We start from the raw sequence: 14,589 nt of genomic DNA, 5'->3' as shown, positions 1-14,589 counted from the left end.
TATCTTCTATTGAAGTCAGGTTTGATTACTCGATGCAGCTAGTTCGCGGTATACATAATATTCAAGCAGAGCATCACGGCTGTGTGTTAACTATTGGTAACTTTGATGGTGTGCATTTAGGGCATCAGCAGGTTATTAAAGCATTAGTTGAAAAAGCGCGTGCATTGAACTGTGTGGCCGCAGTATTAGTTTTTGAGCCACAACCACAAGAGCTATTTTCACCTAAAAATGCGCCTGCTAGGTTGTGCCGATTAAGAGATAAATATACTTTGCTTGCTAAGTTGGGCGTAGAGCGTCTGATATGTGTTAATTTTACTAGAGCTTTTGCAAGCCAAACTGCAGAACACTTTATTGAGCAGTTATTAGTAAATAAGTTAGGTATTAGACATTTAATTGTTGGTGATGACTTTCACTTTGGTAAAAATCGCGTTGGCAATTTTGATATGTTGCGACAGGCTGGGAAGCAATTTGGTTTTGATGTAAGTGACACCCAAAGCTATAAAATGGCCGATTGCCGTATCAGTTCTACCGCTATTCGCAGTGCCTTAGAGCAAAATAAACTGGACGATGTCCGTTACATGCTTGGTCGAGAGTATGCGATTATTGGACGTGTTTTTCATGGCGATAAGCGTGGGCGTCAATTAGGCTTTCCAACGGCAAATGTTTTACTCAAAAGACGAGTATCGCCTTTAAATGGTGTTTATGCGGTTAATGTAAATACCGAAAAAGGATTATTTGGCGGCGTTGCCAATATTGGTGCTAGACCAACCGTTAATGGTATTAGACAACAGCTTGAAGTGCATTTGTTTGATTTTAGTGATGATTTATACGGACAATGTATTGAAGTAATTATTAAAAAGAAACTTCGTTCAGTAATGAAGTTTGATACGCTTGAGGCATTAACGGCGCAAATTAGCCAAGACAGTGAGCAAGCAAAAAAAGCCTTAAGTTAACACGTTATTATTTTACTTAAGCCTACGTTAATAGCGTAGCGTGACAAAATTCATAAATTAAACAGTTATAAACTCGGTTGGTATTTATAACTATACATTATAACTATCAACCAATATTAAACGGATAATGATTTAGATGAGCGATTACAAACATACTCTTAACTTGCCAGATACTTCTTTCGCGATGAAAGGGAACATGGCAAACCGTGAACCCAATATGCTTAAAGACTGGGCGTCAAAAGATCTTTATGCAAAAATTCGTGCTGCTAAAAAAGGTAAAAAATCTTTTATTTTGCATGATGGTCCTCCGTATGCAAATGGTAATATTCATTTAGGTCATGCTGTAAATAAAATTTTAAAAGATATTATTGTTAAGTCAAAGACCTTGTCTGACTTTAACTCACCTTTTGTACCTGGTTGGGATTGTCATGGTTTACCCATTGAACTTATGGTCGAGAAAAAAGTTGGTAAGCCAGGTCATAAAATTAGTGCTAGCGATTTTCGCAAAAAGTGTCGTGAATATGCCGCTAAGCAAGTTAATGGTCAACGTGAAGATTTTAAGCGTTTAGGTATTTTTGCTGACTGGGAAAAACCTTACTTAACGATGGATTTTGATACTGAAGCTAATATTATTCGTTCATTAGGTAAAATTGCTGAAAATGGTCACTTGCATCAGGGCTTTAAACCCGTGCATTGGTGTACAGATTGTGGTTCGTCTTTGGCGGAAGCTGAGGTTGAATACAAAGATAAGCAATCTCCTGCGATCGATGTCAAATTTACTATTAATGACCCAGCGGTTGCTGATAAGTTCTCTTTACTTGATACTCAAGCGGGTGAAGGTGATATTGGCATTGTTATTTGGACAACTACGCCTTGGACATTGCCTGCTAACCGTGCGATTTCAGTACACCCAGATGTTGAATATAGCTTAGTTCAGTGTGAAATTGATGGCCAAAAACAACGTTTAATTTTTGCTACAGATTTAGTTAGCTCTTGTATGGAACGTTTTGGTTTTGAGAACTTTCAAACACTGGGCTTATGTAAAGGTAATGAACTTGAACTAGTACAATGCCAGCATCCACTTTATGACTTCACAGTGCCTGTTATTTTAGGTGATCATGTAACTACTGATTCAGGTACTGGTTGTGTACATACGGCACCTGGACATGGTGTAGAAGATTTCGTGGTTGGTAAATTATATAACCTTGAAGTGGCGAACCCTGTAGGCGCAAACGGTGTATATCTTGAAGATACTCCATTAGTTGCCGGGCAACATGTTTTCAAAGCTAATGCTAGTATTGTTGAGTTATTGAAAGAAAAAGGTGCTTTAGTACATCATCACGCTTTAGAGCATTCTTATCCACATTGCTGGCGTCATAAAACACCATTGATTTTCCGTGCTACACCGCAGTGGTTTATCAGCATGGATAATAAAGGCTTACGTCAAGACTCGTTAAATGAAATTGAAAAAACACAGTGGATTCCTGATTGGGGGCAACGCCGAATAGAGTCTATGGTTGAAGGTCGTCCCGATTGGTGTATTTCACGTCAACGTACCTGGGGCGTGCCTATGGCATTATTCATTCATCAAGATACAGGCGCATTACACCCACGTAGTATTGAACTGATTGAAGAAGTTGCTCAGCGCGTAGAAAAAGAAGGCATTCAAGCATGGTTCGATTTAGAGCCGAGTGAACTTATCGGTGATGACGCTAAAGAATATATAAAAGTACCTGACACCTTAGATGTATGGTTTGATTCGGGCACTACCCATGAGTCTGTTATTAATGCACGTGAAGAGTTTGACGGTATTGCTGATTTATACCTTGAGGGCTCAGATCAACATCGTGGTTGGTTCATGTCATCTATGATTTCATCAGTCGCTATGAATGGTAAGGCGCCGTATAAGCAAGTACTTACTCATGGTTTTACTGTTGATGTTAAAGGTCACAAAATGTCTAAGTCATTAGGCAATGTGGTAGAGCCATCAAGTATTACTAAAACCTTAGGTGCTGATATTTTACGCCTTTGGACTGCATCGGTTAACTATACGCAAGAAATTACCGTGTCAGATGAAATATTTAAACGCCAAGCTGATGCGTACCGCCGTATCCGTAATACCTCACGTTTCTTACTATCTAACTTAAATGGTTTTGAGCCAGCTAATCACACCGTAGCTTTTGATGATATGGTAGCACTTGACCGTTGGGTTGTTGATAAAGCGGCACGTTTACAAGAAGAAATTATTAGCGCTTACGATGAGTATGAGTTCCATGTTGTAGTGCATAAGCTTATGAACTTCTGTACAAACGAGCTTGGTGGTTTTTACTTAGATATTATTAAAGACAGACAATATACCGCTAAAAGCGATTCAAACGCGCGTCGCTCATGTCAAACGGCTATGTACTTAATTGCGGAAGCTATGACAGCTTGGATGGCTCCTATTTTGTCATTTACCGCGCAAGAAATTTGGCAAGCATTACCAGCGCCAGCAGAAGGTGAGCGAGATGAGTTTGTATTTACGGGTGTTTGGTTTGATGGTTTAGTGACTATGCCTGAAGGTAGTGAATTAGGTAATGAATATTGGACTGAATTGTTGCAAGTGCGTAGTGAAGTAAACCGAACACTAGAGCTAGCTCGTAAAGAAAAAGTTGTAGGTAAAGCACTAGAAGCGCAAGTGATCTTATTTGCAACTTCAGCACTAGCTAAAAAATTAACTTTGTTAGGTGACGAACTTCGTTTTGTGCTTATTACTTCTAGTGCGACTATTGAAGAAGTGTCACAAGCACCAGAAGGTGCTACTGCCACTGAAGTTGAAGGGTTATGGGTTAGTGTTTCAGCAGCTGAAGGCGATAAATGTGATCGTTGTTGGCACGTTACCGCTGATATTGGCGCTAACGAGAAGCACCCAGAGCTATGTGGTCGTTGTATCACTAATGTTGATGGCGAAGGCGAAGTACGTCAATTCGCTTAATTTACTGCTAAATAAAAGCCACGACAGTATTGTCGTGGCTTTATTGTTATTAAGTCACTAAATTATTACTAAGAGAATATTTACTTTGAATAAGTTATTTACGGAAACAGGGCTACGTTGGCTGTGGTTGACGATTATTTTATTAGCAATAGATCAAATCACTAAACAATGGGTTGCAGCAAGCTTTGATTATCGTGAAATACTCCCAGTATTACCTTTTTTTAATTTAACCTATGTGCATAACCCAGGAGCTGCATTTAGTTTTTTAGCTGATCAAGGCGGTTGGCAACGTTGGTTTTTTACCGCTATTGCTGCTATTGCTAGTGCCGTTTTTATTGTCTGGATGGCGAAAACGCCTAAACAACAAAAATTATTGAGTATTGCGTTTGCTTGTATTTTAAGTGGCGCTATCGGTAATTTAATTGATCGCGTGTTATTTGGTTATGTTATAGATTTTCTTGACTTTCACTGGGCTGGTTATCATTTTGCTGCGTTTAATATTGCCGATTCAATGATTTTCATCGGCGCAGCATTAATGATCTTAGACTCATTTAAACAAGAACCTATCAACAAAGATGTCGAGAAGTAAAAATTATGACCACATTAAATGAAACGAAAGTAGTTGCAGATTCAAGTATTTTAGTACATATCACCATGAAACTAGAAGATGGCTCAGCAGCAGATAGTACTAAAGTTAATAATAAACCCGCTAAAATCATCATGGGTGATAATAGTATTTCTCCAGCATTTGAGCACGAACTTATTGGTATGAAAGTTGGTGAGTCAAAAGAGTTTACCTTGGCGGCAAGTGATGCTTTTGGTGAGTCTAACCCGGACAATATTCACTATATGGATATTGATAAATTTACTGCTGATGCCCCAGCTGTAGTTGGGAATATTATTACCTTTACACAGCCTGGTGGAGAGTTGCCAGGTATGATTAAAGAGGTTTCTGGTAATTCAGTAACGATTGATTTTAATCACCCATTAGCAGGGCAAGCAGTCACTTTTGTGATTGATTTAGTCGATATATTATAAACTGTTAGTTTATTAATAAATCCAAACCTTTTAGAAAAAATTTGGAAGTACCATGGAAATTATTTTAGCTAACCCTCGCGGATTTTGTGCTGGTGTAGATAGAGCCATTAGTATTGTTGATCGCGCTTTAGATATTTTTGGTGCGCCAATTTATGTTCGACATGAAGTGGTTCACAACAAATTCGTAGTTGACGGTTTAAAAAATAGAGGCGCTATTTTTGTTGATGAGCTGGTTGAAGTGCCTGATGATAGCACAGTAATTTTTAGTGCTCATGGCGTATCTAAAGCGGTGCGCCAAGAAGCTAAAAATAGAGCGCTCAAGGTGTTTGATGCAACTTGTCCTTTGGTGACTAAAGTTCATATGGAAGTTTCTCGCGTCAGTCGAAAAAATATTGAGTGTATTTTGATTGGTCATGCAGGGCACCCTGAAGTAGAAGGTACGATGGGACAGTATGATAGTGATACTGCTGGGATTTATTTAGTTGAGTCGGCAGATGATGTCGCTAAATTAACAGTAAAAAATCCAGAAAAGTTATACTTTTGTAGTCAAACAACATTATCTGTTGATGATACTTCTGATGTTATTGATGCGTTACGTGCTAAATATCCATTGATTAATGGGCCACGTAAAGATGATATTTGCTATGCAACACAAAATAGGCAAGATGCCGTTAGAGCCATTGCTGATCAAGTGGACTTATTACTTGTTGTTGGCGCTAAAAATAGCTCTAACTCTAATCGACTCAGAGAAGTTTCTGAGAAAATGGGAACGACTTCTTACCTGATTGACTCTGCTGACGATATAGAGCTTTCTTGGCTAAATAATATAGGCAAGGTAGGTGTTACTGCTGGCGCATCAGCCCCTGCGATTTTAATTCAGCAAGTTGTCGATGCGCTAAAAGATAATGGCGGCCATGAAGTGATAGAATATCCTGGTCGAAAAGAAAACATCGTATTTGCAGTCCCAGTAGAACTACGCTAATCTAATTATATAATGTGTTAATAACTAACCAGCTAAGTGATTAGCTGGATTTTTCACCAATAAAAGAAGTTGGCATAGAGTAAATCAGAAAAAGTAAATGATGGGCTAGTTCTAGTCATTATTTACAATGTAGTATTGAGTAACGCTAAACTCGTTAAGTTACCTGATTGAGCTACCTTATCAAATTAACGATACCCTAAAATACTATGCTAAATTGAAAAACTATCTGATGTAATTTGTGCTTTAGTACAATCATGATTTCAGAGGTTTAGTATGTGCTATATGAGAAGAGAAAATGAGGTAGCACCACTCACTTCTCAGTCTATACTCTGTTTTGGCTTGACCCCTTCTTATTACCCATTTCCTTCTGCTAGAACGTTATGTATTGTTAAGTCCTTTTCATATATAGCTTTTTATGTTCCTTTTTTTTTACACTTTCCCACTTTAAAATTAAAAAATTCAATCGCTTTTCGTTTATTAGTCTGTCATTATCAGAGCATAGTCAAGGAAGTTAAGTATGATGAAATCAAATAATTTTAAGTACATTTGTTCTATAAAGCGCTCTGTAGGTATGACGTTTATTGAAGTGTTAGTCGCTTTAGTTATTCTTTCAACAGGCATTTTAGGAGCGGTTGCACTGCAAGCAACAGCGAAACAAGGAAGCTTTGATGCAATGCAACGCTCTCTTGCTTCAAGCTTAGCACAAGATATCATTGCAAGAATAAGAGCGAATAACCCTACCACGATAAATGCCTATATTGCTGACGATTATGGTGATGACTTAGATGCCGTTCCGGGTAATCGTTGCACTGCTGCGTGTACTGCTGCAGAGCTTGTTACCAACGATAGATATGAGTGGGAATTAGCTCTAATGGGTGGAGATGTTACATCAGCGCTTGGCAGCGCCGGTGGCTTACTTGGCGCTACAGGTTGTATCGCACAAGTTGGAAGCGCTATCACTGTGGTGGTAAGTTGGCAGGCAAGAAAAGATATTTCAGATGCAGCAAAAGTGGCTGGCTGCGGTACTGCCGGTGCTAAAAGGCGCCAAGTTGTAGTACAAGCTTTCATTATTTAGATGCTAGGTAAAGAAACTATATGGTTAAGGTAATAAGAAATAAAGGAAGTTTATTACAACGAGGCTTTACTTTAGTTGAACTTTTTGTAGCACTAGTTATTGGCTTAGTGTTGTTCGCTGGGGTAATGAGTATCTTTGTTGGTATGAGAAGCACTTCTGCTGAAACTTCAAGTTATGGCGAATTACAAGAAAATGGCCGTTTTGCCATCAGTTTATTGACTGAAGATTTATTAAGGCAGAATTTTTGGGGTGACTTCGATGGTGTTTTTAATACTCCAGCAATAGCCTTAGCACCAGGGTTAGCGGCACCTGGAAATGAATGTAATGGTGGTGGACTCAATAATGGAACTTTTCCAACGGGAGTTGGCCCATTTCGTACGCTTTGGGGAGAGGTCGTTGCTGATGCTTCACCTATGGGCTGCTTTAATGATGCCCGTATTGGCTCGGATGTTATTCAGATCAAACGCGTTGTCTCAACCCCTCTAGCAATAGCGCCAGCAGGAAACTTTCATCTAGTTAGTAATATGTCAGAAGGTGTACTTTTCACTTCAGGTGTTGTTCCTGCGATTAATAATGGCAGAGTTTGGCAGTATCAGCATCATGTTTATTATGTTCGAGATGAAGCACAAGGCGCTTCAGGTAATACGGTACCTGTATTAATGCAAGGGCAACTAACTAATCAAATGGCTTTTGCACCTGTGGTTGACGGTATAGAAATGATCCGTTTTATGTATGGTGTTGATACGACAACAGATCCAACATTACTGGGCTATGGCACTATCGATGCTTATATTTCTGCGGATAATATGACTGAAGCTTTATGGAATAACGCTGGGGGCACGCGTATTTTAGCGGTTAAAGTTTATGTTTTGGCGAGAAATATAATGCCGGACGCAAAATACACCAATACTAATACCTATCAGTTAGGCAATTTAGCCGTTGCTGTAAATGACAATTATAGGCGGTTATTATTTAGCTCAACCGTTACCTTGTTTAATGCAGGGGTTGATTCATGGTAAATAAAAAAATAGATAATGAGGTTGTTATGACTAAATTAACCGTTAATTTACAGGCAAGGCAGCATGGTGTGGTGTTAATTGTCGCGCTCATTTTTTTAGTAGCGCTTACTGCCGTAGCCGCCGCTTTAATGCAAAATAGTACTACAGATATGAAAATGGCTGGTGCAAGTGAGGTTAAAGAAGAAGCGGTACAAGCTACGGTAAGTGCGGTCGATGAAGTGATTTTTAATCAAGTCGCTCCAGGGCAAGATAATTTATTTGCAAGGCCGCTTAAAGGAAATTTTCCGATTAACGATCAGAATGCGTTATTGCCCGGAACTAACACTGAAGCAACAGCAGTAGTTAACGTCGTGAATAATGATCTAGAGCTAGAGGTAGATTGTGCGCATTCAAAGAGCGCATCATCAACAGGGGTCTTTAATTGTAGCTCATTGAGAGTAAATGTCACTCGTATTTATGGTCGTAATGGTACCAGTAATATGAGTGCGAGCTCAGGCATAACACAGCAACTATTAAAATAATTCAATTATTGTTAATTAAGTTAAGCGCTAATTGGAACGATATATTAATGAAAATTTCAACTAGTTTACAATGAAAGTAAGTTAGTTTAGGGAGTGGGTAATGGGTGGTTCAACAACAAAGCTAGTTTTGCAAAATGCTAAAAAATTATCGCTAAGAGTCTTAGTTTCACTTCTTTTGATAACGTCAGCGAATACTTTTGCTGAAGATATAGAATTATATATTAGTGATGCCGCTAAACAGAACACTGAAAGGCCTCAAGTACTCATTATTTTTGATAATTCGGGGAGTATGGGTAACACGGAAAAAGTAAAGGTTGAGTATGACCCCAATATTAATTACCCCGCAACCAATGGCTTTAGCGCTCTTACAAGTGATTATGTTTATTATAATAAAGGGAGTGAAGGGGTCATTCCTGTAGTTGATGATCCCGATGAAGGGCGCAGAATATTAACGGCCGTTAATGGTTGTCAGTCTGCACAGACAGCCTTAAATACATTAGGGTTTTATAATGGTCGTATACGTGAGTATTCTTTTAGTGGCAACTCAGGTAGTTGGAAGCAATTACCCGATAATAACGCAAGTAACGTTCGAGTTATCGATTGTGAGGAAGACGTAATAGCGCTAAATCACAACAATGCAGGGGCTTCTGATGGCTCAGGTAATGTTAATAACTTAGGCAATGGTTATCCGGTAGATGGTCAAGGTACCTTATTGTCGCCTCAATACCACACCAGCAATGCCACCGATTCAAATGTTTCATGGACAGGGCGATCTGTTACTTTATATTCGGATAACTATTTACGTTGGTACCATAATGCTTCTCTACCAAAAGAGTGGAGAAGCCGGATGGATATTGCTCAAAAGAGTGTTAGTGATTTAATTCGCTCAGCACCTTATGTGGATTTTGGGCTACAAGTATTTAATCGAAATAATAGCTCAAGTCGAAGTGGCGGACGTATCATTGCAGGAATTAAAGAGCATACATCAAGCTATAGAACTACGTTATTGAATAAAGTGGATAGCTTATTCCCTGATGGTAACACCCCTCTATGTGAAACCTTATATGAGGCATCTCGCTATTTTGCTGGTAAGGGGGTTTATTATGGCAATGATTATGATATCAACCCTAAAAGAGATCAAAGTATAGAGCAGTCGGGATCATATATTTCTCCTCTTACATCATGTGCCGATAAAGTTTATGTCATTTTGATTTCTGATGGTCAGCCTACTGCAGATACTAGTGCTAACAATTTGATCACAAGTATGCCACAAGCAGGACAGGATCCTATGGGGCCAGCATATAACGATACTAATGTAAGTAATAATTATTTACCCGCTCTGGCGCAGTGGTTAAACAATAACGATATTAATACCTCATTAGATGGTAAGCAAACATCTTCACTCTATACTATCGGTTTTGGTAGTAGTGTAGCTACTGCTGCGCCAATTCTAGCAGAAGCGGCTACGCTTGGAGGCGGGAAATACTTCCCCGCTAAAGACTCAATCTCCTTAACCGCGGCACTGATTAATGTTTTGGTTAATTTAGATACCAGTAATGACTCTTTAACGTCAGCTTCAGTGGCTTCGAACAACTTTGACCGTACTGAAACTCTTGATTATGTTTATTATGCTATGTTCCAGCCAGAGCAAGGTCCTCGTTGGCAAGGTAATATGAAAAAATATAAAGTGGTTAACGGGGTACAAAAAGGTAAATTAGGAGAAGACGCCGTTAATAGTGATGGAATTTTTTCTGAGGATGCTACCAGCTACTGGTCGCCTAGCAAAGATGGCGATTTAGTCTCTAAGGGCGGCGTTGCAGAAATGTTAAGAGGCTTAACTAGTGCTCGAACAGTTTATAGTGACTTAGGAACGGGAGGAGCACTTAAAGATTTGAATCGTTCACATGCTATTACAGCCTTCGGATCTAGAGCCGATTTAGCTGTAGCATTAGATGTAGCAGATGATGATGATGTTATTGATGATTATTTAGACTGGGCTAAGGGGTTAAATACTGATGATGTGAAAGCCGAAGATGAAAGTATTCCATTCATGCGGCCCGATGTATTTGGTGATCCATTACACTCTAAACCTATTGTTATAAATTATGGCAATGACAAGATTTATGTTGTTGTGGGCACTAATCAAGGTGCTTTACATATGTTTAAAGATGATAGCGTTAATGATCAAGTCAGTGAGTCATGGGCGTTTATGCCTAAAGGTTTATTCCCTAATATTAAACCGCTTCGTGAAAACTATACATCAACGAATAAAGTGTACGGTGTAGATGGCCAAATCACATCACATATTGTTGATCATGATGGCGATGGTATTGTTAACGGTAGTGATGAAGTGTGGATATTCTTTGGCTTACGTCGAGGAGGAAACTCATATTATGCTCTTAATGTGACAAACCCAGAATCACCCCAGTTAATGTGGCATATTAAAGCAGGTGATGCTGGTTTTGATGATTTAGGACAGACATGGTCTCAACCTAAAGTTGCCTATTCAACATTAAATACTACAGGAACTAATGCTAAGCCTGTGCTAATTTTTGGTGGTGGCTACGATACCACTAAAGATGCTAACGGGGTTGGTGGTAATGATAATGTAGGTAAAGCTATTTATATGATTGATGCTGAGCAAGGAAATTTATTATGGAGCTTAGCTCCAACAGGGGATACAACCTTTACAGGAACTGATAGCATTCCATCTAGTATTGCTACATTAGATAGTGATGGTGATGGTTTAACAGATAGGCTTTACACAGGTGATACTGGCGGTAATGTTTGGCGTATAGATATGCCAGGAAGTGATAAAAGCAAGTTCTCAGTTTTTAAGTTAGCGAGTTTGGGAGGATCTAGTGCTAATACGGTTGATAGACGCTTTTTTAATGAGCCGGCAATTGCTAGAGCCATTATAACTGAAACTCTTGATACCGGTGAAAATGATCAAAATGGCGATGACATTATTGTTCAGCAAGAAACGCCTTATGATGCTATTTTGATCGGTAGCGGTGATAGAGTTAACCCTTTAGGTACTGATACTGATGATAAATTTTTTATGATAAAAGATATTAATATTCGTACCCAGCAATTTCCTGGAACAGTAACACCCATTACACCAGTGCCAACTACTATTCTACTGAGTGACTTATATGATTATACTAATGATCCCTTTGGAGGCTCGTTAAGCACTCAAGCATTAGAGGCTTTATCATTAGACGTAAGTAATCACGATGGTTGGTATATGAGTTTCACACAAACAGGGGAAAAGAGCTCTGCATCAGGCCTAGTTATTAATAATGTTGCTTATTTTACTTCTTATACCCCACCTGAGCTTGGAGTTAATGCAATAAGTTGTAATTTACCAAATGGTCAAGGTTGGCTATACGCGATTGATTTAGCTTTAGGCACTAAAAAATATAATTGGGCGGCGGAAGACTCTAGAAATAGAAGCGATCATATTTCCTTTGTTAATGAACAATTCTTAGGGGCACCTACTTTAATTGTTACCGATATTGATGATGGTGACCCAACGACTGATGACTCTACAGGCCAAATTATCGTTGGGAGAAAAACTATTGATGCTCCTTTACTCCCTAGAACATTACGTAATTACCTTTACATTGATGAGCAATAATAAGGAACAGATGTAATGAAAAAACTCAAAATGAACAGTACTTGCAATAATGGTAAACACACTTTAGGTTTTACTCTGATAGAGTTGATGATTGTTGTTGCAATTGTGGGGATTTTAGCCGCGATTGCTTACCCTTCATATAGCGCCTATGTTATACGCTCTGATAGAGCTGAAGGGTTAAGTGAGCTACTACGGTTAGCTAACCTACAAGAGCAGTTTTTTATTGATAACCGGCAATATACAGCCAACCTAAGTCAGCTTGGGCTTGGTGCTGGCGCTACTTATGAAACACCTACAGGTAATTATTTAATATCCTCCGTGGTGAATAACAATACTTTTACGTTAACCGCAACAGCGCAGTATAATCAAGTTCATGATACTGGATGCACAGCTATTACAGTTACCGATACTGGTACTAAAGCACCTTCAATATGTTGGGACAAATAAGATGAATCATTACATCAAATATATCTTAGGGTTTTATCTGTTACTAAATCACTATACTGTGTTTGCTAACGATAAAGTGGAAAATAATAGAAATGAAGTTAAATGTCATGTCACTTTAGCAAATAGCACTGAAGCCATCAGTTTATGGACAATACCCTACGAAAATTTTAAAGACTTAAAAGGTTTCGAAAGCACTATTGTTGGGGTTAAAGTATATGTCAAGAAAAGTGTTAATAAAGATAAGGCTGCTATAGATAAGGTATATCAGTGCGTGCCAGAAGACGAGCAGTTTACTAGCCCTCAAGCACGACAACTAGATAAAAATTTGTATCGCTAGAGCTGTAAAGCTCCCCTTATTAATTATCTGTATAAATAAAAGCCTTTAAGAAGTAGCAACTAATTGCAAACAATATTGTTGCTATTTCTTGTCTCATCTCTACCATCTCCATTTTGATCTGTGCTTACATAACTTCTTCCTGAAAGTGCAACTTCAACACCTCGGGAATAATCAGCATAGTTTTTTGGGCAATAACTAAAAGTACCCACGTTATTATTATCGAGTTGACCACTGGCATTGTAAGTTATACTGCTAAAAGGGAATTGTAATTTATCACCGTCTTTAATCGCATCTTTTTGTTTTACTACTCCATCAGGAGATACAACACCTATGTTAACGGTCCAATCGTTAGCGCCAGAGCAGCCATTACCAGCTATAGGGCAAAGTGATATATTTCGTCCTTCGTTAATCGCGGTATTTCTAGCGGTGAGTACTAAACGCTGTATTTCACTTACTTCATTATCAGTGCGCATTTTTACAAGAAAGTCATTCAAACTTGGTAATGCTATTGCACTAAGAATAGCAACAATAGCTATAGTGACCATTACTTCAATCAGGCTAAAGCCTTTATGCTTTGTTGTATTCTCTTGGGGGGCTAAATTGCTCAACGGTTTGTTTTTTTTATAAGAAGTCATAGCTACATCATTGTAATTAGTTGATTAGGTAGTTATAACACCTTAGTTTATTGGACGCTAGTACCTAAATATATAGTTAACCTGAACATGAGATGGGTAAAATCACTTAACAAGCTATTTCGATGCTCTCAGCTATCATAGCTCACCTTATAGTTACCAATAAGGCTAATGAGTGTTGTTTATTTGAAGTACGTAAATCACCTAGTATGAGGTGGATTTATCAATAAGAGCAGTTCTTAACGCTAATCTAAATAATCTTTTTGTGGTATGAATAGTCAATACTTATAAGTGTTAATCACAAGTGATTTCTTGGTTCATTCTCGTTTCATCTTTGGCGTCGTTATCAGTATCAGAGGTTGTATAAGTTCTGCCAGAACGAGCTACCACAACTCCTCTTGATTTATCCTCATGTTGGTAAGGGCAATACCGAAATGTACCATTGCTTAAACCACTTAAGTGCCCTGAAGGTTGGTAAATAACGCTCTTACGGCCAATACCGTAAATTAAGGTGTCACCGTCTTTGATTGCTGACTTAGTTCTTAGTACGACTTCATTTTCTGACGAATCAAGTTGATTGTTGTTATTACTATCGATAAATACAGTGAGATCTTTATGCCACTGTGTGGAGCACTGACCTGCTTGATTAAGTGGACATAATACAGCATTACTATTATGGTTTATTGCTGAGTTTCGAGTTATTAATAGCAAACGCTGTAGCATTGATATCTCGTCATCGACACGCATTTTAACAATAAAGTTATTCATGTTCGGTAATACCGTTACGGCTAGAATTGCTGTAATTGAAATGGATGACATCAACTCAAGTAAAGTTAATCCGCGAGATCTAGATATTGAGGTCTGAGAGCTTCTATGAGAAAGGGATGACTGAAAGTTCAACATATAAAATCCATTTTATAAACTGTCCTGACAATCAGTTATAGTTAATAAAAATGGATTTTGCTATTAAA

13 protein-coding genes are annotated in these 14,589 nt (G+C 38.5%); 11 read left to right on the top strand and 2 right to left on the bottom strand.

Features of this window, described 5'->3' with window-relative positions:
• The first annotated feature begins 32 nt into the window (after positions 1 to 32).
• From ribF to KO495_RS06085, 11 genes are all read left to right on the top strand, one after another.
• Complete coding sequence (gene ribF, locus KO495_RS06135; RefSeq protein WP_215979519.1) at positions 33 to 953, top strand: bifunctional riboflavin kinase/FAD synthetase; 921 nt, start codon at positions 33 to 35, stop codon at positions 951 to 953.
• Between the two features lie 136 nt (positions 954 to 1,089).
• Positions 1,090 to 3,927 (top strand): isoleucine--tRNA ligase, encoded by a 2,838-nt coding sequence (gene ileS, locus KO495_RS06130; RefSeq protein WP_215979518.1) that lies wholly within the window; start codon positions 1,090 to 1,092, stop codon positions 3,925 to 3,927.
• Positions 3,928 to 4,012: 85 nt separating this feature from the next.
• Positions 4,013 to 4,516 carry a signal peptidase II gene (gene lspA, locus KO495_RS06125; RefSeq protein WP_215979517.1) on the top strand — a complete coding sequence of 168 codons (504 nt, stop codon included), beginning with the start codon at positions 4,013 to 4,015 and terminating at the stop codon, positions 4,514 to 4,516.
• Positions 4,517 to 4,521: 5 nt separating this feature from the next.
• The gene (gene fkpB, locus KO495_RS06120; protein WP_215979516.1) at positions 4,522 to 4,965 is read left to right on the top strand and encodes an FKBP-type peptidyl-prolyl cis-trans isomerase; all 444 of its coding nucleotides are present in this window, start codon (positions 4,522 to 4,524) and stop codon (positions 4,963 to 4,965) included.
• A 52-nt stretch (positions 4,966 to 5,017) separates the two neighbouring features.
• Positions 5,018 to 5,947, top strand: coding sequence for a 4-hydroxy-3-methylbut-2-enyl diphosphate reductase (ispH, locus tag KO495_RS06115; RefSeq protein ID WP_215979515.1), 930 nt, complete (start codon positions 5,018 to 5,020; stop codon positions 5,945 to 5,947).
• Between the two features lie 517 nt (positions 5,948 to 6,464).
• On the top strand, positions 6,465 to 7,022 hold the full coding sequence (gene pilV, locus KO495_RS06110; protein WP_215979514.1) for a type IV pilus modification protein PilV: 558 nt from the start codon (positions 6,465 to 6,467) through the stop codon (positions 7,020 to 7,022).
• Positions 7,023 to 7,042: 20 nt separating this feature from the next.
• On the top strand, positions 7,043 to 8,041 hold the full coding sequence (locus tag KO495_RS06105; protein ID WP_215979513.1) for a PilW family protein: 999 nt from the start codon (positions 7,043 to 7,045) through the stop codon (positions 8,039 to 8,041).
• Between the two features lie 26 nt (positions 8,042 to 8,067).
• Entirely contained in the window at positions 8,068 to 8,562 is a 495-nt protein-coding gene (locus tag KO495_RS06100; RefSeq protein WP_215979512.1) for a PilX N-terminal domain-containing pilus assembly protein, read from the top strand.
• 100 nt (positions 8,563 to 8,662) lie between these two features.
• A complete protein-coding gene (locus KO495_RS06095; RefSeq protein WP_215979511.1) occupies positions 8,663 to 12,202 on the top strand; it encodes a PilC/PilY family type IV pilus protein in 3,540 nt (1,179 codons plus the stop codon).
• Positions 12,203 to 12,217: 15 nt separating this feature from the next.
• Complete coding sequence (locus KO495_RS06090; protein ID WP_289847610.1) at positions 12,218 to 12,649, top strand: type IV pilin protein; 432 nt, start codon at positions 12,218 to 12,220, stop codon at positions 12,647 to 12,649.
• Between the two features lies 1 nt (position 12,650).
• Positions 12,651 to 12,986, top strand: a complete 336-nt coding sequence (locus KO495_RS06085) for a TapY2 family type IVa secretion system protein (protein ID WP_215979510.1) — start codon at positions 12,651 to 12,653, stop codon at positions 12,984 to 12,986.
• Between the two features lie 59 nt (positions 12,987 to 13,045).
• Here KO495_RS06085 and KO495_RS06080 read toward each other — a convergent pair whose 3' ends face one another.
• Together KO495_RS06080 and KO495_RS06075 are read right to left on the bottom strand one after the other, a co-directional pair.
• The gene (locus KO495_RS06080) at positions 13,046 to 13,621 is read right to left on the bottom strand and encodes a GspH/FimT family pseudopilin (RefSeq protein ID WP_215979509.1); all 576 of its coding nucleotides are present in this window, start codon (positions 13,619 to 13,621) and stop codon (positions 13,046 to 13,048) included.
• A gap of 291 nt (positions 13,622 to 13,912) precedes the next feature.
• Positions 13,913 to 14,386, bottom strand: coding sequence for a GspH/FimT family protein (locus KO495_RS06075; RefSeq protein ID WP_252738834.1), 474 nt, complete (start codon positions 14,384 to 14,386; stop codon positions 13,913 to 13,915).
• Positions 14,387 to 14,589 lie beyond the last annotated feature (203 nt).

The organism is Colwellia sp. D2M02 (assembly GCF_018860755.1).
Lineage (GTDB): Bacteria > Pseudomonadota > Gammaproteobacteria > Enterobacterales > Alteromonadaceae > Colwellia > Colwellia asteriadis.
Note: the sequence above shows the minus strand (reverse complement) of the source record. Positions and strands in the feature narration are given on the sequence as shown.

Bases quoted from the DNA above. Each gene is read 5' to 3' on its own strand.
- ribF (WP_215979519.1), top strand. From the start codon at position 33: ATGCAGCTAGTTCGCGGTATACATAATATTCAAGCAGAGCATCACGGC.
- KO495_RS06080 (WP_215979509.1), bottom strand. From the start codon at position 13,621: ATGACTTCTTATAAAAAAAACAAACCGTTGAGCAATTTAGCCCCCCAA.
- ileS (WP_215979518.1), top strand. From the start codon at position 1,090: ATGAGCGATTACAAACATACTCTTAACTTGCCAGATACTTCTTTCGCG.
- KO495_RS06085 (WP_215979510.1), top strand. From the start codon at position 12,651: ATGAATCATTACATCAAATATATCTTAGGGTTTTATCTGTTACTAAAT.
- KO495_RS06095 (WP_215979511.1), top strand. From the start codon at position 8,663: ATGGGTGGTTCAACAACAAAGCTAGTTTTGCAAAATGCTAAAAAATTA.
- pilV (WP_215979514.1), top strand. From the start codon at position 6,465: ATGATGAAATCAAATAATTTTAAGTACATTTGTTCTATAAAGCGCTCT.
- fkpB (WP_215979516.1), top strand. From the start codon at position 4,522: ATGACCACATTAAATGAAACGAAAGTAGTTGCAGATTCAAGTATTTTA.
- KO495_RS06075 (WP_252738834.1), bottom strand. From the start codon at position 14,386: ATGAATAACTTTATTGTTAAAATGCGTGTCGATGACGAGATATCAATG.
- KO495_RS06105 (WP_215979513.1), top strand. From the start codon at position 7,043: ATGGTTAAGGTAATAAGAAATAAAGGAAGTTTATTACAACGAGGCTTT.
- KO495_RS06090 (WP_289847610.1), top strand. From the start codon at position 12,218: ATGAAAAAACTCAAAATGAACAGTACTTGCAATAATGGTAAACACACT.
- KO495_RS06100 (WP_215979512.1), top strand. From the start codon at position 8,068: ATGACTAAATTAACCGTTAATTTACAGGCAAGGCAGCATGGTGTGGTG.
- ispH (WP_215979515.1), top strand. From the start codon at position 5,018: ATGGAAATTATTTTAGCTAACCCTCGCGGATTTTGTGCTGGTGTAGAT.